This window comes from Candidatus Zixiibacteriota bacterium (assembly GCA_036397555.1).
Lineage (GTDB): Bacteria > Zixibacteria > MSB-5A5 > WJJR01 > WJJR01 > DATKYL01.
The window spans coordinates 43,384-60,514 of the sequence record DASWIS010000029.1 but is presented as its reverse complement, the minus strand read 5'-3'; the positions used below and the strand labels follow the sequence as shown (position 1 = coordinate 60,514).

14 protein-coding genes are annotated in these 17,131 nt (G+C 62.4%); 1 reads left to right on the top strand and 13 read right to left on the bottom strand.

Features of this window, described 5'->3' with window-relative positions:
* Positions 1-16 precede the first annotated feature (16 nt).
* A complete protein-coding gene (locus tag VGB22_09170; GenBank protein HEX9751437.1) occupies positions 17-1,804 on the top strand; it encodes a peptidylprolyl isomerase in 1,788 nt (595 codons plus the stop codon).
* A 77-nt stretch (positions 1,805-1,881) separates the two neighbouring features.
* On the opposite strand, the gene VGB22_09165 is transcribed toward VGB22_09170, so the two are convergent.
* The 13 genes from VGB22_09165 to VGB22_09105 form a co-directional block, all read right to left on the bottom strand.
* Positions 1,882-3,543 (bottom strand): Rne/Rng family ribonuclease, encoded by a 1,662-nt coding sequence (locus tag VGB22_09165; GenBank protein ID HEX9751436.1) that lies wholly within the window; start codon positions 3,541-3,543, stop codon positions 1,882-1,884.
* Positions 3,536-4,522 carry a methionyl-tRNA formyltransferase gene (gene fmt, locus VGB22_09160; protein ID HEX9751435.1) on the bottom strand — a complete coding sequence of 329 codons (987 nt, stop codon included), beginning with the start codon at positions 4,520-4,522 and terminating at the stop codon, positions 3,536-3,538. The genes VGB22_09165 and fmt overlap by 8 nt, the downstream gene beginning before the upstream one ends.
* A 43-nt stretch (positions 4,523-4,565) precedes the next feature.
* A complete protein-coding gene (gene yajC / locus VGB22_09155; protein ID HEX9751434.1) occupies positions 4,566-4,886 on the bottom strand; it encodes a preprotein translocase subunit YajC in 321 nt (106 codons plus the stop codon).
* An 11-nt stretch (positions 4,887-4,897) separates the two neighbouring features.
* On the bottom strand, positions 4,898-6,028 hold the full coding sequence (gene tgt / locus VGB22_09150; protein ID HEX9751433.1) for a tRNA guanosine(34) transglycosylase Tgt: 1,131 nt from the start codon (positions 6,026-6,028) through the stop codon (positions 4,898-4,900).
* Between the two features lie 292 nt (positions 6,029-6,320).
* Positions 6,321-6,800, bottom strand: a complete 480-nt coding sequence (locus tag VGB22_09145) for a hypothetical protein (GenBank protein HEX9751432.1) — start codon at positions 6,798-6,800, stop codon at positions 6,321-6,323.
* Between the two features lie 6 nt (positions 6,801-6,806).
* A complete protein-coding gene (radA, locus tag VGB22_09140) occupies positions 6,807-8,168 on the bottom strand; it encodes a DNA repair protein RadA (protein ID HEX9751431.1) in 1,362 nt (453 codons plus the stop codon).
* A 353-nt stretch (positions 8,169-8,521) separates the two neighbouring features.
* A complete protein-coding gene (locus VGB22_09135) occupies positions 8,522-9,268 on the bottom strand; it encodes an ABC transporter ATP-binding protein (GenBank protein HEX9751430.1) in 747 nt (248 codons plus the stop codon).
* Between the two features lie 10 nt (positions 9,269-9,278).
* Positions 9,279-10,055: an ABC transporter permease gene (locus tag VGB22_09130; GenBank protein HEX9751429.1), complete on the bottom strand. Its 777-nt coding sequence runs from the start codon at positions 10,053-10,055 to the stop codon at positions 9,279-9,281.
* 63 nt (positions 10,056-10,118) lie between these two features.
* Positions 10,119-11,549 carry a replicative DNA helicase gene (dnaB, locus tag VGB22_09125; protein ID HEX9751428.1) on the bottom strand — a complete coding sequence of 477 codons (1,431 nt, stop codon included), beginning with the start codon at positions 11,547-11,549 and terminating at the stop codon, positions 10,119-10,121.
* A 124-nt stretch (positions 11,550-11,673) separates the two neighbouring features.
* Entirely contained in the window at positions 11,674-12,708 is a 1,035-nt protein-coding gene (locus VGB22_09120) for a Gfo/Idh/MocA family oxidoreductase (GenBank protein HEX9751427.1), read from the bottom strand.
* 5 nt (positions 12,709-12,713) lie between these two features.
* The gene (locus VGB22_09115; protein HEX9751426.1) at positions 12,714-14,879 is read right to left on the bottom strand and encodes a glycosyltransferase family 39 protein; all 2,166 of its coding nucleotides are present in this window, start codon (positions 14,877-14,879) and stop codon (positions 12,714-12,716) included.
* Positions 14,880-14,949: 70 nt separating this feature from the next.
* The gene (locus tag VGB22_09110) at positions 14,950-15,969 is read right to left on the bottom strand and encodes a lysylphosphatidylglycerol synthase transmembrane domain-containing protein (GenBank protein HEX9751425.1); all 1,020 of its coding nucleotides are present in this window, start codon (positions 15,967-15,969) and stop codon (positions 14,950-14,952) included.
* A complete protein-coding gene (locus tag VGB22_09105) occupies positions 15,959-17,110 on the bottom strand; it encodes a glycosyltransferase family 4 protein (GenBank protein HEX9751424.1) in 1,152 nt (383 codons plus the stop codon). Before VGB22_09105 ends, VGB22_09110 begins: the two co-directional genes overlap by 11 nt.
* Positions 17,111-17,131: the final 21 nt, after the last annotated feature.

Below are 17,131 nucleotides of genomic sequence, written 5' to 3'. Positions count from 1 at the left end.
TGGAACGGCAATGATCATGAAGAGCATGCGAACGCAGACAAAGCCGGTGTTGTGGATCATCATCGTCGCCTTCGTCGGCACCATCATCTTCGCCTGGGGGATGGATTTTACCATGCGTCCCGGCGAACGGGGCGTCATCGGGAAGGTCGATGGTTACGAGATCAAGGCCGACGAGTTTTCGTTCGTCTTTCAGAATGCGCTGGCACAGCGTCAAAGCCAGGGAGCGGACATCACCGATGAACAGTCCCGGCAGATACAGGACGAGGTGTTCCAGCAAATCGTCCAGACGCGCCTGATACAAAACGTCATCGAGGACCGCGGCTTCGAGGTGACCGGCAAGGAACTGGCGGAATTTTTGCGCCGCTTCCCGCCGTCCGAGGTCCAGCAGGCGGAGATTTTCCAGACCGAGGGCCGTTTCGACTACAACAAGTACATGCAGGCCTACCAGAACCCCGACCCCCAGTTGTGGCTTCAGGTCGAGGCGCTGGTGCGTCCGCGCCTCCTGCAGCAAAAAGTAATCGAGTATGTCACGGCGGCGGCGCTGGTCGACGACACCGACGTGCGCGAGTTGTACAACGCCGCGACCGAGAAGGTCGCGGTGCGCTATGTGAACGCGGCCAGCGGCGACTTTCGCGATTCGGTCGCCGCGCCCACCGATGCCGAGGTCGGGCAGTACTACGACGCGCACCCGGATGAATTCCGCCACGACCAGCGCGCCCGTTTGCAATATGTCGAGTTTTCGAAAATGCCGTCCGACGATGACACGGCGCTGGTCTTGCACGAAGCCGAAGAATTGGCGCGGCGCGCCGGCAGCGGCGAACACTTCGGCGATCTGGCGGCGACCTACAGCGACGAGCAGACCGCCAACGGCGCGCTGGGCTGGTTCCGGCGCGGCGCCATGGTCAAATCGTTTGAAGACGCGGCCTTCGCGCTGGACTCCGGTCAAATCTCCCAGCCGGTGTTAAGCCAGTTCGGATTCCATGTGATCAAGTCCGAGGGCCGGCGCGGCGAGGGCGACGACGCCGAGGTCAATGCATCTCACATCCTGCTGCGGGTGGAAGTCTCGCCGGGGACATTATCCGATCAGCGGTTGCGCGCGCAGCAGTTTGCCGATGACGCGCGACGGATCGGAATGGACTCCGCGGCTGTCCAAAACGGATTCATTGTGCGCCAGAGCAGCTTTTTTGGACCGAAAGATCGAATCGTCGGCATTGGAAACGAGCCGGGCATCAACGCGTATGCCTTCGAATCCGAGCTCGGCGCCGTCTCCGATGTCATGGAAACGGCCACGGCGTACATCGTAGTGCGCACGTCGGTGCGCGAGCCGGCCGGCATCACGCCATTGGAGGAAGTGCGCGCGCGCATCGTGGCGACCCTGCGCGGCACCGCCCAGCAGGAGCGGGCGATGGCGGCGCTGCAGCCGGTGCGCCGGGCGATCGTCGACGGGATGACCATGCATCAGGCGGCCGCGCAGTTCGGCGTGCGTGTCGACAGCACGACCCCGTTCGGACGGCTCGATGCGATTTCCGCCATCGGCAGCGATCCGGTGTTTTCCGGCGTGGCCTTCTCATTGAAGTCCCCGGCCGATCTCTCACCGATCATCAAGTTCCGGCGCGGCGCGGCGATCCTGCAGTTGATCGACCGGCAACTCCCCGATCCGCAATTGTACGTCGAGAAGCGCGATTCGCTGATGGATGCGACCCTGTCGGGTCGACAGCAGATCGTGTTTAACGGCTGGCTGACCAAACTGCGCGACAATTCCGACGTGAAAGACTTCCGCTATCAGGTCCCGGATTTGTATTAACGTCGCGATCGCTGACGGTTCCGAAGCCGGGCTCCGCTGAGTCCGGCTTTCTCATGACCGCTCCGGTATCGTGCCGATCAATGATCCTGACGCGGCAGAAACGCATCGGTCAATTCCAGACCGTCTTCGAGCGAGTAGATGCGATAGGCATCGGGCGCGAGCAATTGATCGGTTTCGAGATTGATCGTGCTGCGGCTGATCTTGCGCAACCGTTTGATCCGATCCTCGCGGTCCTCCTGCATGTGCGCGGCGATGTCCGGATGCACGACCAGCCGGTAGCGTCGGACATCCATCGCGACTTTGGCGCGCATAAACCAGCGCTCGAGCTTGGCGGCGACCGATTCGGGCGACAACACGCGGCCGGTCCCCGCGCAGGTCGGGCAGGGATCGGTCAACGCCATCAGGATGGAGGGGCGGATGCGCTGGCGGGTCATCTCGATCAAGCCGAATTCCGAGATCGGCGCGATCGAGTTTTTGGCGCGGTCGCGCGCGAACGCCAGACGAAACGCTTCGTAGACGCGGCGCCGGTTGTCGTGATGCATCATGTCGATGAAGTCGACGACGATCAGCCCGCCGATATCGCGCAGACGCACCTGGCGCGCCACTTCGTCGGCCGCCTGCAAATTGGCCCGCAGAATCGTGTCCTCCTGCGACTTTTTGCCCACGTAGCGCCCGGTGTTGACGTCGATGGTCACCATCGCCTCGGTCTGGTCGATCACGAGGAACGAGCCGCGTTTGAACCAGACCTTGCGCTCCATCATCTTCTCGATCTCCGGCTCCACGTTGTAGAGATCGAAGATCGGCACGTCGCCCTGGTACAGCTCGATGCGGTCTTTCAACTCCGGCGCGATCTTGCGGATGTACGAGATGATTTCCTTGTAGAGCGTCTTGTCATCGACGATCAGGCGCTCGACTTCCTCGGTGAAGGTGTCGCGCATCAGGGAGCCGGTAATGTCCAGCTCGCGATACAGGCAGATCGGCGGCTTGCTCTTGTCGGCCTGCTTGCGGACGGTGTTCCACGCTTTCACCAGCGACTTGATGTCTTCCTTGAATTCCTTTTCGCTGCCGCCTTCGGCTTCGGTTCGGGCGATCAGTCCGCAGCCCTTGGGGCGTAACGGATCGAGCACGGTTCGCAAACGGCGTCGTTCGGCCCAATTGGAGATGCGCTTCGATACGCGGACGTGCGTGTCATCGGGCACCAGGACGACGAAGCGGCCGGGCAGCGAGACATTCGTCGTCAGCCGCGCGCCCTTGTCACCCAACGGTTCCTTGATGACCTGCACGAGCAGGACTTGATCTTTCTTGACGACGTTTTCGATTTTCCCGTACCGCTCGCGTTTGACCAGTTCGCGGCGCCCTTCGGCGGCCTCGTCGTCAAGGGCGCTTTCGTACTCGTCGTCGTCGAGCCGGCCGATGTCGCTGGCATGCAAAAACGCGGTCCGGGCCTCGCCGATCTCCACAAAGGCGGCCTGCATGCCGGGGAACACCGATGTGACCGTTCCCTTGTAAACGCTCCCCGCCAGTTTGGTTTCTTCCGGTCGCTCGTACCACAGCTCGACGAGCTTGCCGTCTTCGTGGATGGCGATGCGTGTCTCCGCCTCGCCGGCATTGACGATGATTTCTTTTTTGACCGGCGGCAGGTCGGCGGGCGGACTCCACTGGCGCGAGCGAAACGGCCGTGGTGCGCGGCCGCGTCCCGGGCGCGTCTGCCGGGGTTTGGGTTTTTCTGTCTCAGTCACTGTCGTTGTCATCCTGTACCGACGCTCCCTGTGGCGGATGGTATGGTTCGATGCGTTCGCCGGGGTTGATGCCATATCCGCGGACAAACTCCGCGCCGGTCTGTGCCCGTTTGCCGGAGGGTTGGATCATCGTGATGCGCACGGCGCCATCGACGCATGCGACTTCGAATCCCGTTTTGGGATCGGCGCTGATCACCGCTCCGGGCTGTTGAGAAGCTGTCGGCCCCGTGGTGGGGCGTGCGTTGAGAATCTTGATGGTTCGCCGCCGCCACATCGCCAATGCCGCCGGTCGCGGCGAAAGGCCGCGTATGCGATCGGCGATGCGTCGCGCGGGCTGATGGAAATCGATTCGCTGATCGTCGGTTGTGATCCTGGGCGCCGGCGTGCTCGCTGTGTCGTCCTGCGGACGCGGCGTCAGCGATCCGGCTTGGAGTCCGTCGAGCGTGTCGATGACAAGTTCGGCTCCGAGGGCGGACAGTCGAGCGGATAGTGCGCCCGCGGTCTCCTCGTCGCCGATCGCCGTGGCCCGTTGCAACAGGACCTCTCCGGTATCCACCGTATTGCGCAAAAGAAACGTTGTCACGCCGGTGCGCGTCTCCCCGGCCATGATGGCGCGCTGAATCGGCGCAGCGCCTCGATAGGCCGGCAGCAGCGAGGCATGCAGGTTGAAGGCAAACCGTGGAATGGAAATGACCGTCTCCGGGAGGATTCTGTAGGCGACCACCACATACGCCTCGGCCTCGATGTCGCGCAATTCCTCCAGAAAACTCTCCGACCTGAGTCGTTCCGCTTTGAGCACCAAGCTTGATTGCCGCGTTTGCGCCCACTGCGCGATCGCGGTCGGTTGCGGCCGGCGCCCTCTGCCCTGCGGCTTGTCCGGCCCGGTGACGATGGCCGACAGACGATGGCGCGGGTGCGCGGCGATGGCCTCCAGCGCGGGCAGACCGAAGGGAGCGGTTCCGAAGAAGACGACATTCACCGGTGTTCACTCCGGACATCTCCGCGCCGTTTCCCGACACGCGCTACCTGGACTCGGCCTTACCGGCGATGGCGGATTTGAGAAACTCGATTTTGGTGTCCTCGCCGACTTTCAACACCACAACATTTTCCTTGTCGCCGAAGCCGATGACAGTGCCGAACATCCCCGAACTGGTCACGACACGGTCGCCTTTGGCCAGCGAGTTGATCATCGCCTGCTGTTCCTTTTGCCGCTTGCGCTGGGGACGGATCAGCAGGAACCAGACCACCACGATCATCAGGACAAACGGCAGGAAGGTCAGAAACGGGTTGCCGCCAGACCCGTCTCCGGCAGGGGCAGGCATGGCCAGCAGGAATCCGTGCACGGATCGTCCTCCTATGGCGCCTCCGTGGCGCCGCTGCGGTAGCGTTCCAAAAAGCTTCCGGCGAACACACCCCAGCGACCTTCGCAGATCGCGGCGCGCGCCCGCCGCATCAAACTCAGGTAGAAATGCAAATTATGGCGCGTCGTCAACACCATTGCGGAGATCTCTCCGGCATTGAACAGATGCCGGATGTAGGCGCGGCTGTGCCGTTGGCAGGTGGTGCAGTCGCAATCGGGGTCAAGCGGCCCTGAGTCCCCGCTGAATCGGGCCGCTTTGATCGGCAGCGGGCCATCATGCGTGAAGGCGGAGCCATTGCGGGCGTTGCGGGTCGGCAGGACACAATCGAACATGTCCACGCCCAACCCTATGCATTCGATCAGATCTTCGGGGGTCCCGACCCCCATGAGGTAGCGGGGTCGATCCGGAGGCAAAAGCCCGGCCGACAACTCGGCCATTTCCAACAACAACGGCTTCGGCTCGCCGACTGACAGCCCGCCGATGCCATAGCCGTCAAAGCCGATCTGAAGCAACTCCGCAGCCGACCGCGTCCTCAGATCAGTATAAACCGACCCTTGAACGATTCCGAATAACGCCATGCCGTTCTGATAATTAGAGTGGCTCCAATCGTGTGACAGCCGCGCCCAGTCCAGTGTGATCGACAACTCTCTCTCGGCCTGGTCGCGCCCGGCGGGATACGGGGTGCAGACGTCTAAGACCATGGCGATGTCCGACCCCAGCCCCTGCTGGATTTCGCAGACCGACTCCGGCGTGAATCGGTGTTCGGAGCCATCGAGATGCGACCGAAAAGTGACGCCGTCGGGATCAAGCTTCCGAAGGTCCTGCAGACTGAAAACCTGATACCCACCCGAATCGGTGAGAATCGCGCCGTTCCAGCCGCTGAAACGATGCAGCCCGCCCGCCTGTCGAACGATCTCGACTCCCGGACGCAGATACAAATGGTAGGTGTTCGAGAGGACAATCTGAGCCCCCAGCGCCTCCAGATCACCGGGAGGGAGCGCTTTGACTGTGCCGGCAGTGCCGACCGGCATGAACGCGGGCGTGTCGAATTCGCGATCACGGACACGTATTCGCCCGGCGCGGGCGCCATCAGAGGCTGATTGGAGGGTGAAGGTGAGGCGCACGAATGGCAATGGTACAGTGTAGGGCAGACCATTCAAAACAGTTGGTAACGAGTATGCGTCCGTAGGGGCCGGGTTTCCCGGCCCGACGGATAGGGCGCGGAGACCGCGCCCCTACCCAGACGGTTTAATATCGATGGATGCCCCACCCGAAGGGTGGGTTGAACAGGTTCTTGTGCGTGTCAGCCCTCGGGCTGACCGCGGGCCGTCAGGCCCGACATGGCTCACTCATCGCCTCGTGATGCCGTCAGCCCAAGGGCTGACCGGCACAGATGGACCACGCGTGCGACAAGTCTCAGTTTTTCTTCAGAGAGTATTGACGGATAAGTTGCTTCAGCGCTGGGCTGAATCCGGTCACTAACACTCCGCATTGCGTACGTGCATATGCCGTACGGACTTTCTGCCAGTCGGTGGTAACTGAAGTGACAGAGACGCACTTTTTGTATGACGTATGTGGCTCAAGCCGCTGTGGAAGTTTTCCCGGATAATCCAATCCCTCCTCAAGTCTAAATGTGGCAATGGTCCTTCTCGAAACGCGTAACCCAACATCTTCGACAACCACGGGGAATTCGCTCAGGTTGAGAACCTCAATACAGAAGTTTATCGGAGAATCCTCGAGACCTCCAACACCCATTGCATGCGTGGGAGTCACCCTCAATCGCACCTTTCCACGACGAATCTGGTGCCAGATGTTGATAACTCCAAGGACAGCCCCGGTGACGCCGCAGACGGCGCCTATGATGGCAGTGATCAGTGTTATAGATTCGCGATCCATGACTTGCTACAGCATCTCCAGCGCCTGACTGATCGTGGTCACCGGCTTCGGTTCGATTTCGCCGGACAACGCGGAGCGCTTGAGGTCGAGGGCGGGGACGATCGCGGAGGTGAAGCCGCCCTTTTCGGCGACGATCAGTCGTTGCGCCAACTGCGGCACGCTGCGGATGTCGCCGGACAATCCGACTTCGCCGATGAACACAGATCGTTCAGGGGTCGCGCGTTTGAGCGCCGATGACGCGATGGCCATCGCCGCGGCCAAGTCGACCGCCGGTTCATCGGTCATATACCCGCCGAGGACATTGGCGTAGACATCACGTCCGGCCAGTTGCACACCCGCGACATTTTGCAGAACTGCGCCGAGAATCGCGATGCGACGTGAATCGAGACCGGCGACCACGCGCTGCGGCGTGCCGTTGGTCTGCCCGACCAGCGCTTGAATCTCCAACAGCAGCGGACGTCGTCCTTCTAAGGCAACTCCGACCGCCGAACCGGGTCCATGCGAACCAGCATCCGACAGAAATCGCGCTGACGGATCGGTCAACTCTGTCAGGCCGTGCTCGGTCATCTCGAAGAGGCCGACTTCGTGCGTGGCGCCGTAACGGTTCTTCGTGCAACGCAGGATGCGCACCCAGTGTCGGCGATCGCCTTCGAATTGCAAAACCGTGTCGACCAGGTGCTCGAGCACTTTCGGTCCAGCGAGAAACCCGTCCTTGGTGACATGCCCAACCAGCAGGGCCACCGCATCGGACCGTCGCGCCCAATCGGAGATCGCGGCGGCGCAATCACGCACCTGTGAGACCGTGCCGGGCGCGCTCTGCAGATCGGGATCGGAGACGGTCTGGATCGAATCGACGATCAGCACGCGCGGTTTGCTGTGTTCGACGGCGCTGAGGATGGCGGCGAGATTGGTTTCGGTCAGAATCGACAGTTCGCTGCGGATGCCGAGCCGTTCGGCGCGACGCTTGATCTGTGTCGCCGATTCTTCGCCGGAAACATACAGTGTCGCGAAGCCGCGCTGCGCGAAGCGTCCGGCCGCCTGCAACAGCAGCGTCGATTTGCCGATCCCCGGCTCTCCCCCGACCAGCACGGTCGATCCGGGGACTGCGCCGCCGCCGAGAATGTTGTCGAACTCACCGATGCCGCTGGGAAGTACGACGGCCTGATCGGTCCGTAGATCGGCCAGCGATGTGACGGCGGATGCGGCATTTGCGAGTTTCCGGCCTGGTTTCTTTCGGTCAGGCCCTGGTCCGCGCTCCTCCAGCAGTGTGTCCCAGGCGCCGCAGTCGGGGCACTGGCCCATCCAGCGGGCGAACACCGAGCCGCAGCCGGAGCAGGCGTAGAAGGTCCTGGCGGACACGGTTTTCATGTGAGTAGGAAACGGGGTGCGGCGTTGGGAAACAAGTGCGCGGAGATGAACTGACAAGGATCGCGATAGAAAGTGATGACCAGAGCGATCCCTTACAAATCCCGAATCCTGCCTTCCCCTCCTTCAGTTGGATCATGGAAATGCGGGTAATGTCATTCCGAATCTCTCCGTTCCGCACCACATGTGCGGGACGGGGGGGGTGAGGAATCTCCAAGGAGACGGCGCTGAACACGGAGATTCCTCACCCCCTCCTCTCAGTCCTGCCCTCGGCGGGACTGAGAGGAGGGGAATTCGGAATAACATTGAAATGTCGGTGAGTCGAACCGTGGCGCAAGACCGCTCGATTGTCTGCGTTACAGCGGCTCCAACGGTCCGGATGTATCGCCGCTGACGAATTGCCGAACGATGGGGTTGTCGACGGTCTTTGCTTCGTCGACTGTGCCGCAGAACGCGATGCGACCGCCATGCAGCATCGCCACGCGGTCGCCGATCTTGAAGGCCGAACGCATGTCGTGGGTCACGGCGATCGCGGTGACATGAAGCCGTTCGCGCAGCGCGACCAGCAGGTCATTGATCCCCTCGGCCGTGATCGGATCCAGGCCGGTGGTGGGTTCATCGTAGAGGACGATCTCCGGGTCCATCGCGATGGCGCGCGCCAATGACGCGCGCTTGCGCATGCCGCCGGAGAGTTGGGATGGAAACTTATCGGCGTGCTGCTCCAGTCCCACCCACGCAAGCCGCTCGGCGACACGATCGGCGATCTCCGCCGGCAACATCACGGCGTGGACACCGAGCCCCAGGCCAACGTTTTGCGCCACCGTCATCGAATCCAGCAGGGCGCCACTCTGGAACAGAAACCCGAAGCGCAGCCGCAGACGGTACAGATCATTGCGCAGCAGCGATCCAATGGTCACGCCGTTGATGGCGACCTCGCCGGAGTCGGGCGTGAGCAGTCCGACCACGTGCTTGAGCAAGACGCTTTTGCCGCAGCCGGATCGTCCGATGACCACCATGGTTTCGCCGCGTTCGACATCCAGATCGACGCCGTCGAGCACACGACGGCCATCGAATGATTTGGACAATGCGCGGATGGCAATCATCGACGAGGGCTCAGATTTGAAAGAGGAGCGTTGCGATCAGGTAGTCGGAGACGAGGATCAGGACCGAGGCGATGACCACGGCGCTGGTCGTGGCACGTCCGACGCCTTCCGCCCCGCCACGGGTGTTGAAGCCCTGGACGCATCCGATCAGGGTGATGATCAGCCCGAAGATGGCGGCCTTGGTCAGCCCCGCATACAAATCGCCGCTGACAAAAAACAGCCGGAAACTGTTCATGAAGTTCTGGGTGGTGATGTCGACAAACCACGCCGCCACCGCCAGCGCCCCGAGCATGGCGATGGTGTTCGCATAGAGCACCAGCACCGGCAGCATGATCACGCCCGCGAGAACACGCGGCCAGACGAGGTAGCCGACGGGGTCGATCCCCATCACTTCGAGGGCATCGATCTGTTCGGTAACTCGCATGGTCCCCAGTTCGGCGGCGATGGAGGCGCCGACGCGTCCGGCAACAACCAGCGACGTCAGGACCGGGCCCAGCTCGATCATGATCGCTTTGCCGACCGCACCGCCCAGGAAACGCAGCGGGACATAGTTTTCGAATTGATACGCCGCCTGCCAGGTCGCCACCGCGCCGGTGAAGAGCGATGTCAAGGCAATCAGCGGCAACGAATGGACGCCGATATCCAGCATCTGGTTGCTGGTGCGGCGCATGCCGCGAAACACATGCGGGAAGGCGGCCAGCATACGCACTACAAAGTGCGCCAGCCAGCCGACGTAGGAGACCGCCCCGATGAACCAACGGCCCGCGTTGCCGATGAGTGTCCGCACAGGAGGATTATCGGCGGGTGGGGCGGTGTGCGCAATGAATGAAAAGACGTGTCGAACCAGTGATCAGAACGGCGTCTCTTCGTCGCCCACTTCGCCGGTGACCATCGGGCCCCGATGGTCGGGGTCGCGCGACATATTCTCGAAACGGGCGAAATCTTTCAGGAATGTCAGCCGCACCGATCCGGTCGGGCCGTTGCGCTGCTTGCCGACGATGATCTCGGCGACATTGGCCAGGGGATTGCCCGCGCGGTCCTGCGTGATGTCATAGCGTTCGGCCCGGTATACGAACATGACGACGTCGGCATCCTGTTCGATCGCTCCGGACTCGCGCAGATCGGAGAGCAGCGGGCGCCGTTCCCCGCCGCGCTGTTCGACCTGGCGGGACAATTGCGAGAGCGCCAGCACCGGGAGGCTCAATTCCTTGGCGAGCGATTTGAGTGAACGGGAGATGAGCGCGATTTCCTGCTGGCGGTTTTCGGCGGATCGCGGCCCGTGCATCATCTGCATGTAATCGACCACGACCAGTCCGATGTGGTGCTGCGCCTTGAGGCGACGCGCCTTCGCCCGCAACTCGAGAATCCCGATGGCCGCGGAATCGTCGATGTAGATCGGCGCATCCGACAGGGGCCCCACGGCGATCGACAGGGCGGAAAACTCCGCCGGGCGGAGCCGCCCGGTCCGCATATGATGCGCATTGATCCGCGCGCGCGAACACAGCAGGCGCTCGGCGAGTTGCTCCTTGGACATTTCCAGCGAGAAGAAGGCGCATGGCTTGCCGCGATCGACCGCCACATGCTCGACGATGTTCAGCGCGAGCGCCGTCTTGCCCATGGAGGGGCGCCCGGCAAGGATGACCAGATCGGAATCGTGCAGTCCCGCCGTGAGGGCATCGATTTCATCGAAGCCGGTCGACAAGCCGGTGATGCCGCCGCCATGGCGGTGGTATTCTTCGATCGATTCGAACGTCTGCGGCAGCACGTCGGCCAGCGTGATGACATCGCGCCGTTCGCGCGCCTCGGAGATGGCGAAGATGCGCGCCTCGGCCTCATCGAGCAAGTCGCCGACGTCGCCGGGCGCGGTCTGGCAATCCTCGGAGATGTTGCGCGCGACCGACAGGAGCCGTCGCAGTACCGACTTGTCCTGCACGATGCGTGCGTGGGCCGGCGCATTGGCGGCGCTGAACACCGAATCGGCGATGTCGATGAGCGCGGCGCGTCCGCCGCAGGTTTCCAGGTCTCCGGCGCGGTCCAGCTCGGAGGAGACCGTCGCCAGATCGACCGGCTCGGCGCGGTCGAACAGCGCGCACATCGCCGCGAAGATTTTGCGGTGCGCCGGTTTGTAGAAATCGTCGGGCTCCAACAGTTCGATGACCTGCCCGACCGCGTGTTCGTCGCGCATCATCGCGCCGAGCACCGCAATTTCGACCTCCAGCGCCTGCGGCGGGATTCGTCCGGCGAGATCGGTATCGGTCGATTTTGCGGCGACGGGTGTCATCGAGCTGCTCTTTCACTATCACATACTGCGGCAATGAAGCCGCTGTCCAATCACTTTCCGATGTGAAGAGAAGTTGTTGGTAACTGACTTGAGGATGTGAATAAGTCGTGGTTTGCTGTTGAAATTACAGGGGAACCGGCGCGCCGCCCTGCTTCAGCGACCGGTCGGCTGCCTCGAGGATCGAAACGACGCGGCGGCCCGACTCGGCATCGCTGCGCGGCGGGCGTTTGTCGCGGATGGCGCCAATGAATTCATTGGTGACGAGCGTGAGCGCCTCGGTCCCGTCGATGTGCGGGGCATGCATGTCGCCGATGCGGTATTGGACCAGCGCGCGGTGGACTTCTTCGACGTCGGTGGGCATTTGCACACCCTTGTCGTAGACCTTCACCTTCTCCGACGGTTCGTTGTCGTCGAAGAAAATCATCTTCTTTGCGCCGCCGATCAGCATGTGACGCACCTTGACCGGCGCCAGCCAGTTCACATGGAAGTGCGCAATGGCATCGCCTGCGAATGTCACGGTCAGATAGGCAATATCTTCAATCTGGCGATCAAAGTGGGCGCGTCCCTGTGCGGCGACCGAGACGGCCGGCTTCTTGACGATGGCGTCCATGATCGACAAGTCGTGCGGCGCCAGGTCCCAGAGCACGTTGACGTCGTGCTGGAACAGCCCCAGATTGACGCGGACCGAATCGAAATAGAGAATCTCCCCCAATTCCCCCGCATCGACCAATTCGAGAATGCGCCGCACGGCTCCCGTGTACAGAAACGTGTGATCCACCATGAGGGTCAAACCGCGTCCGGTGGCCAGCGCGATCAGGTCGTCGCATTCGGCGACCGAGGCGCACATCGGTTTTTCCAGCAGCACATGTTTGCCGGACTCGAGCGCTGCCTTCGCCAGCGCGAAGTGCGTGTTGACCGGAGTGGCGATGATCACGGCGTCGATGTCGTCGGCGGCGATCAGCTTTTTCGCGTCGTCGTAGATCCGACACCCCGGGTAGCGCACCGCGACAAAATCGCGCCGCTCCGGCTTGCTGTCGGCGACTGCGGTCAGGACGGCCCGCGGGTTGATGCTGACGTTGCGGATGAGATTCGGTCCCCAGTATCCGGCGCCGATCACACCGACGCGAACCGGATCAGAATGGGCGGCCGCAGCAGTCATGGGCACTAATAGTAATGCCAGGTGTTATCGGACATCAAGAGCGCGATCAACAGGTTGTACTGCCCCACCTGGCGGCCGACATCGAATGACAGATCGTCGCCGGACGGGACATCGTGATCGAGCAACTCGCTGCGCGATGACGCCGATTTCAGCGCGAGATCGTCCCAGAGACGCGGGTCCATGCCCTCATGCAGGCGTTCGACCGCGGTATATGTAAAACCCGGCCCCGACCAGCGGCGGGGGTCGTCAGTCGGCATGGCGCCATAAAGCCGTACGCCCCCGGGACGCGGCGGAGTCGGCGTCACGCTCACCGACAGCTCGATCTCCCTGCCCGAAATCAGCGTCTCCATGACTTCCTTCGGAATCAAGATCTGCGACCAACTGCGCACGTCGCAGCGACGATCTCCATAAACGTCCAGAAACGGCTCATACGACCGCTTGCTGTAGAATGACACCGTGTCAACGAGATTGTCGACGGAGACAATCAGTCCGAGATCACCGATCCTCACGAGCACCTCGCAGGTGGAATAATCGTCCGCCACGATGTCCATCAGCGCGAGTCCCTTCAGGACGTCGGCCGTGTCGATATCGTCGGGACAGAGGATCGTCCGGCGCGCCGACACCTCGGGATTGTCCAGGCCCACCGACCATTCGGCATGCCCGTCGCGCGGAACTGTTGTCACCAGATAAAGGATCGCGACGACACTCCCGACCGTGATCGCGGCGGCGGTCCGGGAGGGAGCGGACGCATCGAGCAGACGCACGCACGCCCCGACACCGCCGGCAACCAACGCCACGCCTCCGATCCAATACGCCATCACGGCAGCGGCGGGCGACAAGATTCCCACTGAGAGCCACAGCGCCGGATTCAGCAGCGAGAGCCCCCCGCCGACGCCGGCGAAGATGGCTGCCGCCGCCGCCCACTTCCCAGCGGCGTGTGCGCCGAAGGATTCATGCATCCACATAACGCCCATCGCGGCGGCGCCGATGACGAACGGCATCGCCACGAGATTGTAGCGCGATACCGCGTGCATGACGAGATGAAGCAGCACGAAGTACGCGATCACCGATACCGGGAGCCATGCCAGCGGCCCGGCGCGTCGCGGCCAGGCAATCAGTCCGATCATCGCGAAGATGACCACTCCATGATGGTACCACTGCACGCCGGCGATGCCGAACGGGAAACCACGGCGGTAGTCATCGGATGCTCTGTTCCAGACCCGCAGGAACTTTGTCAGGTACAGATGCCCATAGGCCAGTGGGCGCTCCATCATGTCGTGGAGAATCGGCCGCGTCCAGAAGTCCACCGGGAACAAGTCGAGATTGGCGCCCTGTGCGTCCAATGTGTTGGCGACGCGGAAGTTGCCGACGCCATAGGCGGGATCGCGCAGGCCGAACCGTTCGTAGCGGACATTGACAAGGACGGCCCACGGCAGCAAGGTCAGCAATGCGGCCGCGCCGGTTACCGTCGCGCTGAGCATCCCCCAGCGCCACTCCCGGCGCAGAATCCAGAGCCACACGCCCAACAGCGGGACAATCAATCCGATCGCCGACGCCTTGGTCATCGCCAGCAGTCCATAGAGGAATCCGGCCAGCAACAGCCACTTCACGCGTCGGGAACCGTGCGCTTTGACCATGGCAGCGACCATCGCGACGGCGAAGAAGACGGACAGAGTTTCGGTCACCAATTCTCCGGTCCGGAAAATCGCCGGGCCATAAAGCGACCAGCCGAGCCCCGACAGCCAGCCGCCGACCGGCGACATCAGTTTCGCCATGAGCAAAAACAGGATCGCCGCCGTGGCCGCATCGAGGAGGGCCTGCACGATGCGGACAACCCAGAAGTCGTATCGGGGGGCGATTCGAAATACAGCGCCCAGGAGTGCGGGATAGATCGGGCCGCTGAAGAACACGTCGTCGAAGGCGCCGTAAAACGTGGGCGGCTTGTATGGGTACCACGCGACATCCTCGTCGTCGATCAGGTCATCGTAGAGGAGATCGAATTGAAGTCCGCGCGCGGCGGTCGAGTCGATAAACAGACGGGGATTGGTCAGGACCAGGGGCCCGGCCAGGCCGACCGACACGTAGCGACGTGCGTCGAAAAACACCGGCGGCTGATCGATTAGCAGGAAATAAACCAGCCGGACGCTGAGGGCGAAGGCAAAGACCAGCAACGCGGGCTCGATCCGTCGAAGACTCCCAGTGACGGAAGGCGGCCAAAACGGACGTCGTGGCAATGGCATGTCACACAGTGTGTGCGCTGCCGGCGATGTCCGGCGTGGCCTCTCCGGAGCCGCTCAGCTTGAGGTGTTCATGCCGCAGGTGATAAAACCCGACCAGCGTGATCGGGATGTATTGCCCCGCGTGCATCAGAATCGCCACGGCCACCGCCTGTGTGTCATTGAGCCCATACAGCTTCAGGGAGATTTGGACCGCCCAGTGAAACACGCCGACAAATCCCGGCGATGCCGGCACCGAGATCATCAGCGAGACGACGACGAGCACGACGAACGACGCCTCCAACGGGAGATGGCCGAATCCCAGGGAGAGAAACACGAGATAATTGGACGCACCCAGCAGAAACCACAGCAGCAGCGACGAACTGATGACGCCGGCGGTCGTGGGCAGATCGTGATGGATGGTCAAGCCACGGGCAAACTTGGCGGTGATGTCGCCGGCCACACCCTCGGCGCGCTTGAAGAGTCGCTTCGTGAGATTGCTGATCCAACGGACAGCGATCTCGTTGCGCAATTGAATGAACACGAGAATGCCGACCAGCGCGATATTGATGACCAGAAAGATCCAGCCGATCTTGCGTATGTATCCGTACTCCGACAGCGTCGATGTGCGCGAGAAGAAGGTCAGCACCAGCCAGAGGAATATCAGCAGCGTGAACGAATCATAGATGCGTTCGACGATGATGGTCGCCAGCGCCGCCGAACGCGACACGCCCGTTTTGATGCCCAGCGACACGGCGCGCGCGATTTCGCCCAGCCGCGCCGGCAGCACGTTGTTGGCCATGAAACCGATCATCGTCGAGGCATAGACTCGGGCAAAGGGGATCGTGCCGATCGGGCGCAGGATCAGCATCCAGCGCCAGGCGCGCAGGCGCATGAGCGCTACGGCGGAGACAACGTAGGCCGCCAGCCACCACCACTGAGCGCCGCGCAGCACCGTGACCAACTCGCTCCATTCCACCTTGCGCAGCGCCAGATAGAGAAAGACGGCGCTGATCAGAATCCCGATGATCGCCTTACGCCGCACGGACCGTCTCCCGTTTGAGAGCGATCTGCGTTGTGCCGGCCGCGACCGCTTGCAGGATCTCCTCGGTGTCGCGGGCGGCCGCGTCCCAGTTGAAACGCGCGGCCCACTCCAACGCCCCCGTGGCGAGGCGATCGCGCAATGCCGCGTCGCTTAAGATCAACCCAAGCCGGTCGGTCAACGACGCGATGTCGCCATAGGGATACAGCAGTCCGGTTTCTCCGGCGCGGACGGAGTCGCGCAGGCCGGGGACGTCGGCGCACACCACCGGCGTTCCGCACACGTTCGCCTCGATGTTGGTCAGGCCCCATCCTTCTTTCAACGACGGGCAGACGACCGCCCACGACCGCCGGATCAGGCGAATCTTCTCCTCGGCGTCGAGAAAACCGTGGAACGTGACGCAATTGTCCATCGCGGTATGCCGCGCCACAGACTGCAGGCGCGGCATATCATCGCCGGCGCCGATGATGTGGATGGACAGCCCCGGAAACCGGTCGCGCAGCAGCGACGCGGCGCTGAACAGATGGTCGATGGACTTGTAACGCTTGATCCGCCCCAGATACGACAACATCGGCGTCGGGCTCTTCGCGACGGCGGCATCGGGCCGGTAGCGCGTGTGGTCGATGCCGTTGTGAACGACGCGGATCATCGCGGCGTTCATCCCGCGCCGCACCAGATCATCGCGCGTCGATTCGGAAACGACCATCATGGGCACGTCACGATAACGGCGCGGCACCAGCGATTCCATGAAATAAACATAGGACGCGGCCAGCGGGTTGACTTCGCGGTAAATCGCGGTCCCGAACAGATGGTGCACGATGCCCAGCACCGGCGCCGTGGCAAACCGTTTTGAGAAGAAGGGAATCTTGTTGATGTCGTCGATGACGACGTCGAATCGCTGTTGTTTCAGGAGACGGCGGGCGGCTCCGGGGACCGTCCAATTGAAAGTGTTGCGTCCGCCCACGCGCACGACGCGCATGCGGTCATACCTCTCCTCCGGCGGAGCACCGGCAAACCGCGAACACAACAGAACAATGTCGTGACCCGCGTGTCCCAGCCGGGACAGGATTTCGTGCAGATGGACTTCGGCGCCGCCGGCGAGCGGGTGCTTGCGGTCTTGCCAGTTGAGCGCGAGAATGCGCAACAGTCATCCCACGGCGACCGG

What these genes read in the sequence shown, in the direction of transcription:
- VGB22_09145 (HEX9751432.1), bottom strand. Translation starts at nt 6,800, where the DNA reads ATGGATCGCGAATCTATAACACTGATCACTGCCATCATAGGCGCCGTC.
- VGB22_09120 (HEX9751427.1), bottom strand. Translation starts at nt 12,708, where the DNA reads ATGACTGCTGCGGCCGCCCATTCTGATCCGGTTCGCGTCGGTGTGATC.
- VGB22_09170 (HEX9751437.1), top strand. Translation starts at nt 17, where the DNA reads ATGAAGAGCATGCGAACGCAGACAAAGCCGGTGTTGTGGATCATCATC.
- VGB22_09135 (HEX9751430.1), bottom strand. Translation starts at nt 9,268, where the DNA reads ATGATTGCCATCCGCGCATTGTCCAAATCATTCGATGGCCGTCGTGTG.
- dnaB (HEX9751428.1), bottom strand. Translation starts at nt 11,549, where the DNA reads ATGACACCCGTCGCCGCAAAATCGACCGATACCGATCTCGCCGGACGA.
- radA (HEX9751431.1), bottom strand. Translation starts at nt 8,168, where the DNA reads ATGAAAACCGTGTCCGCCAGGACCTTCTACGCCTGCTCCGGCTGCGGC.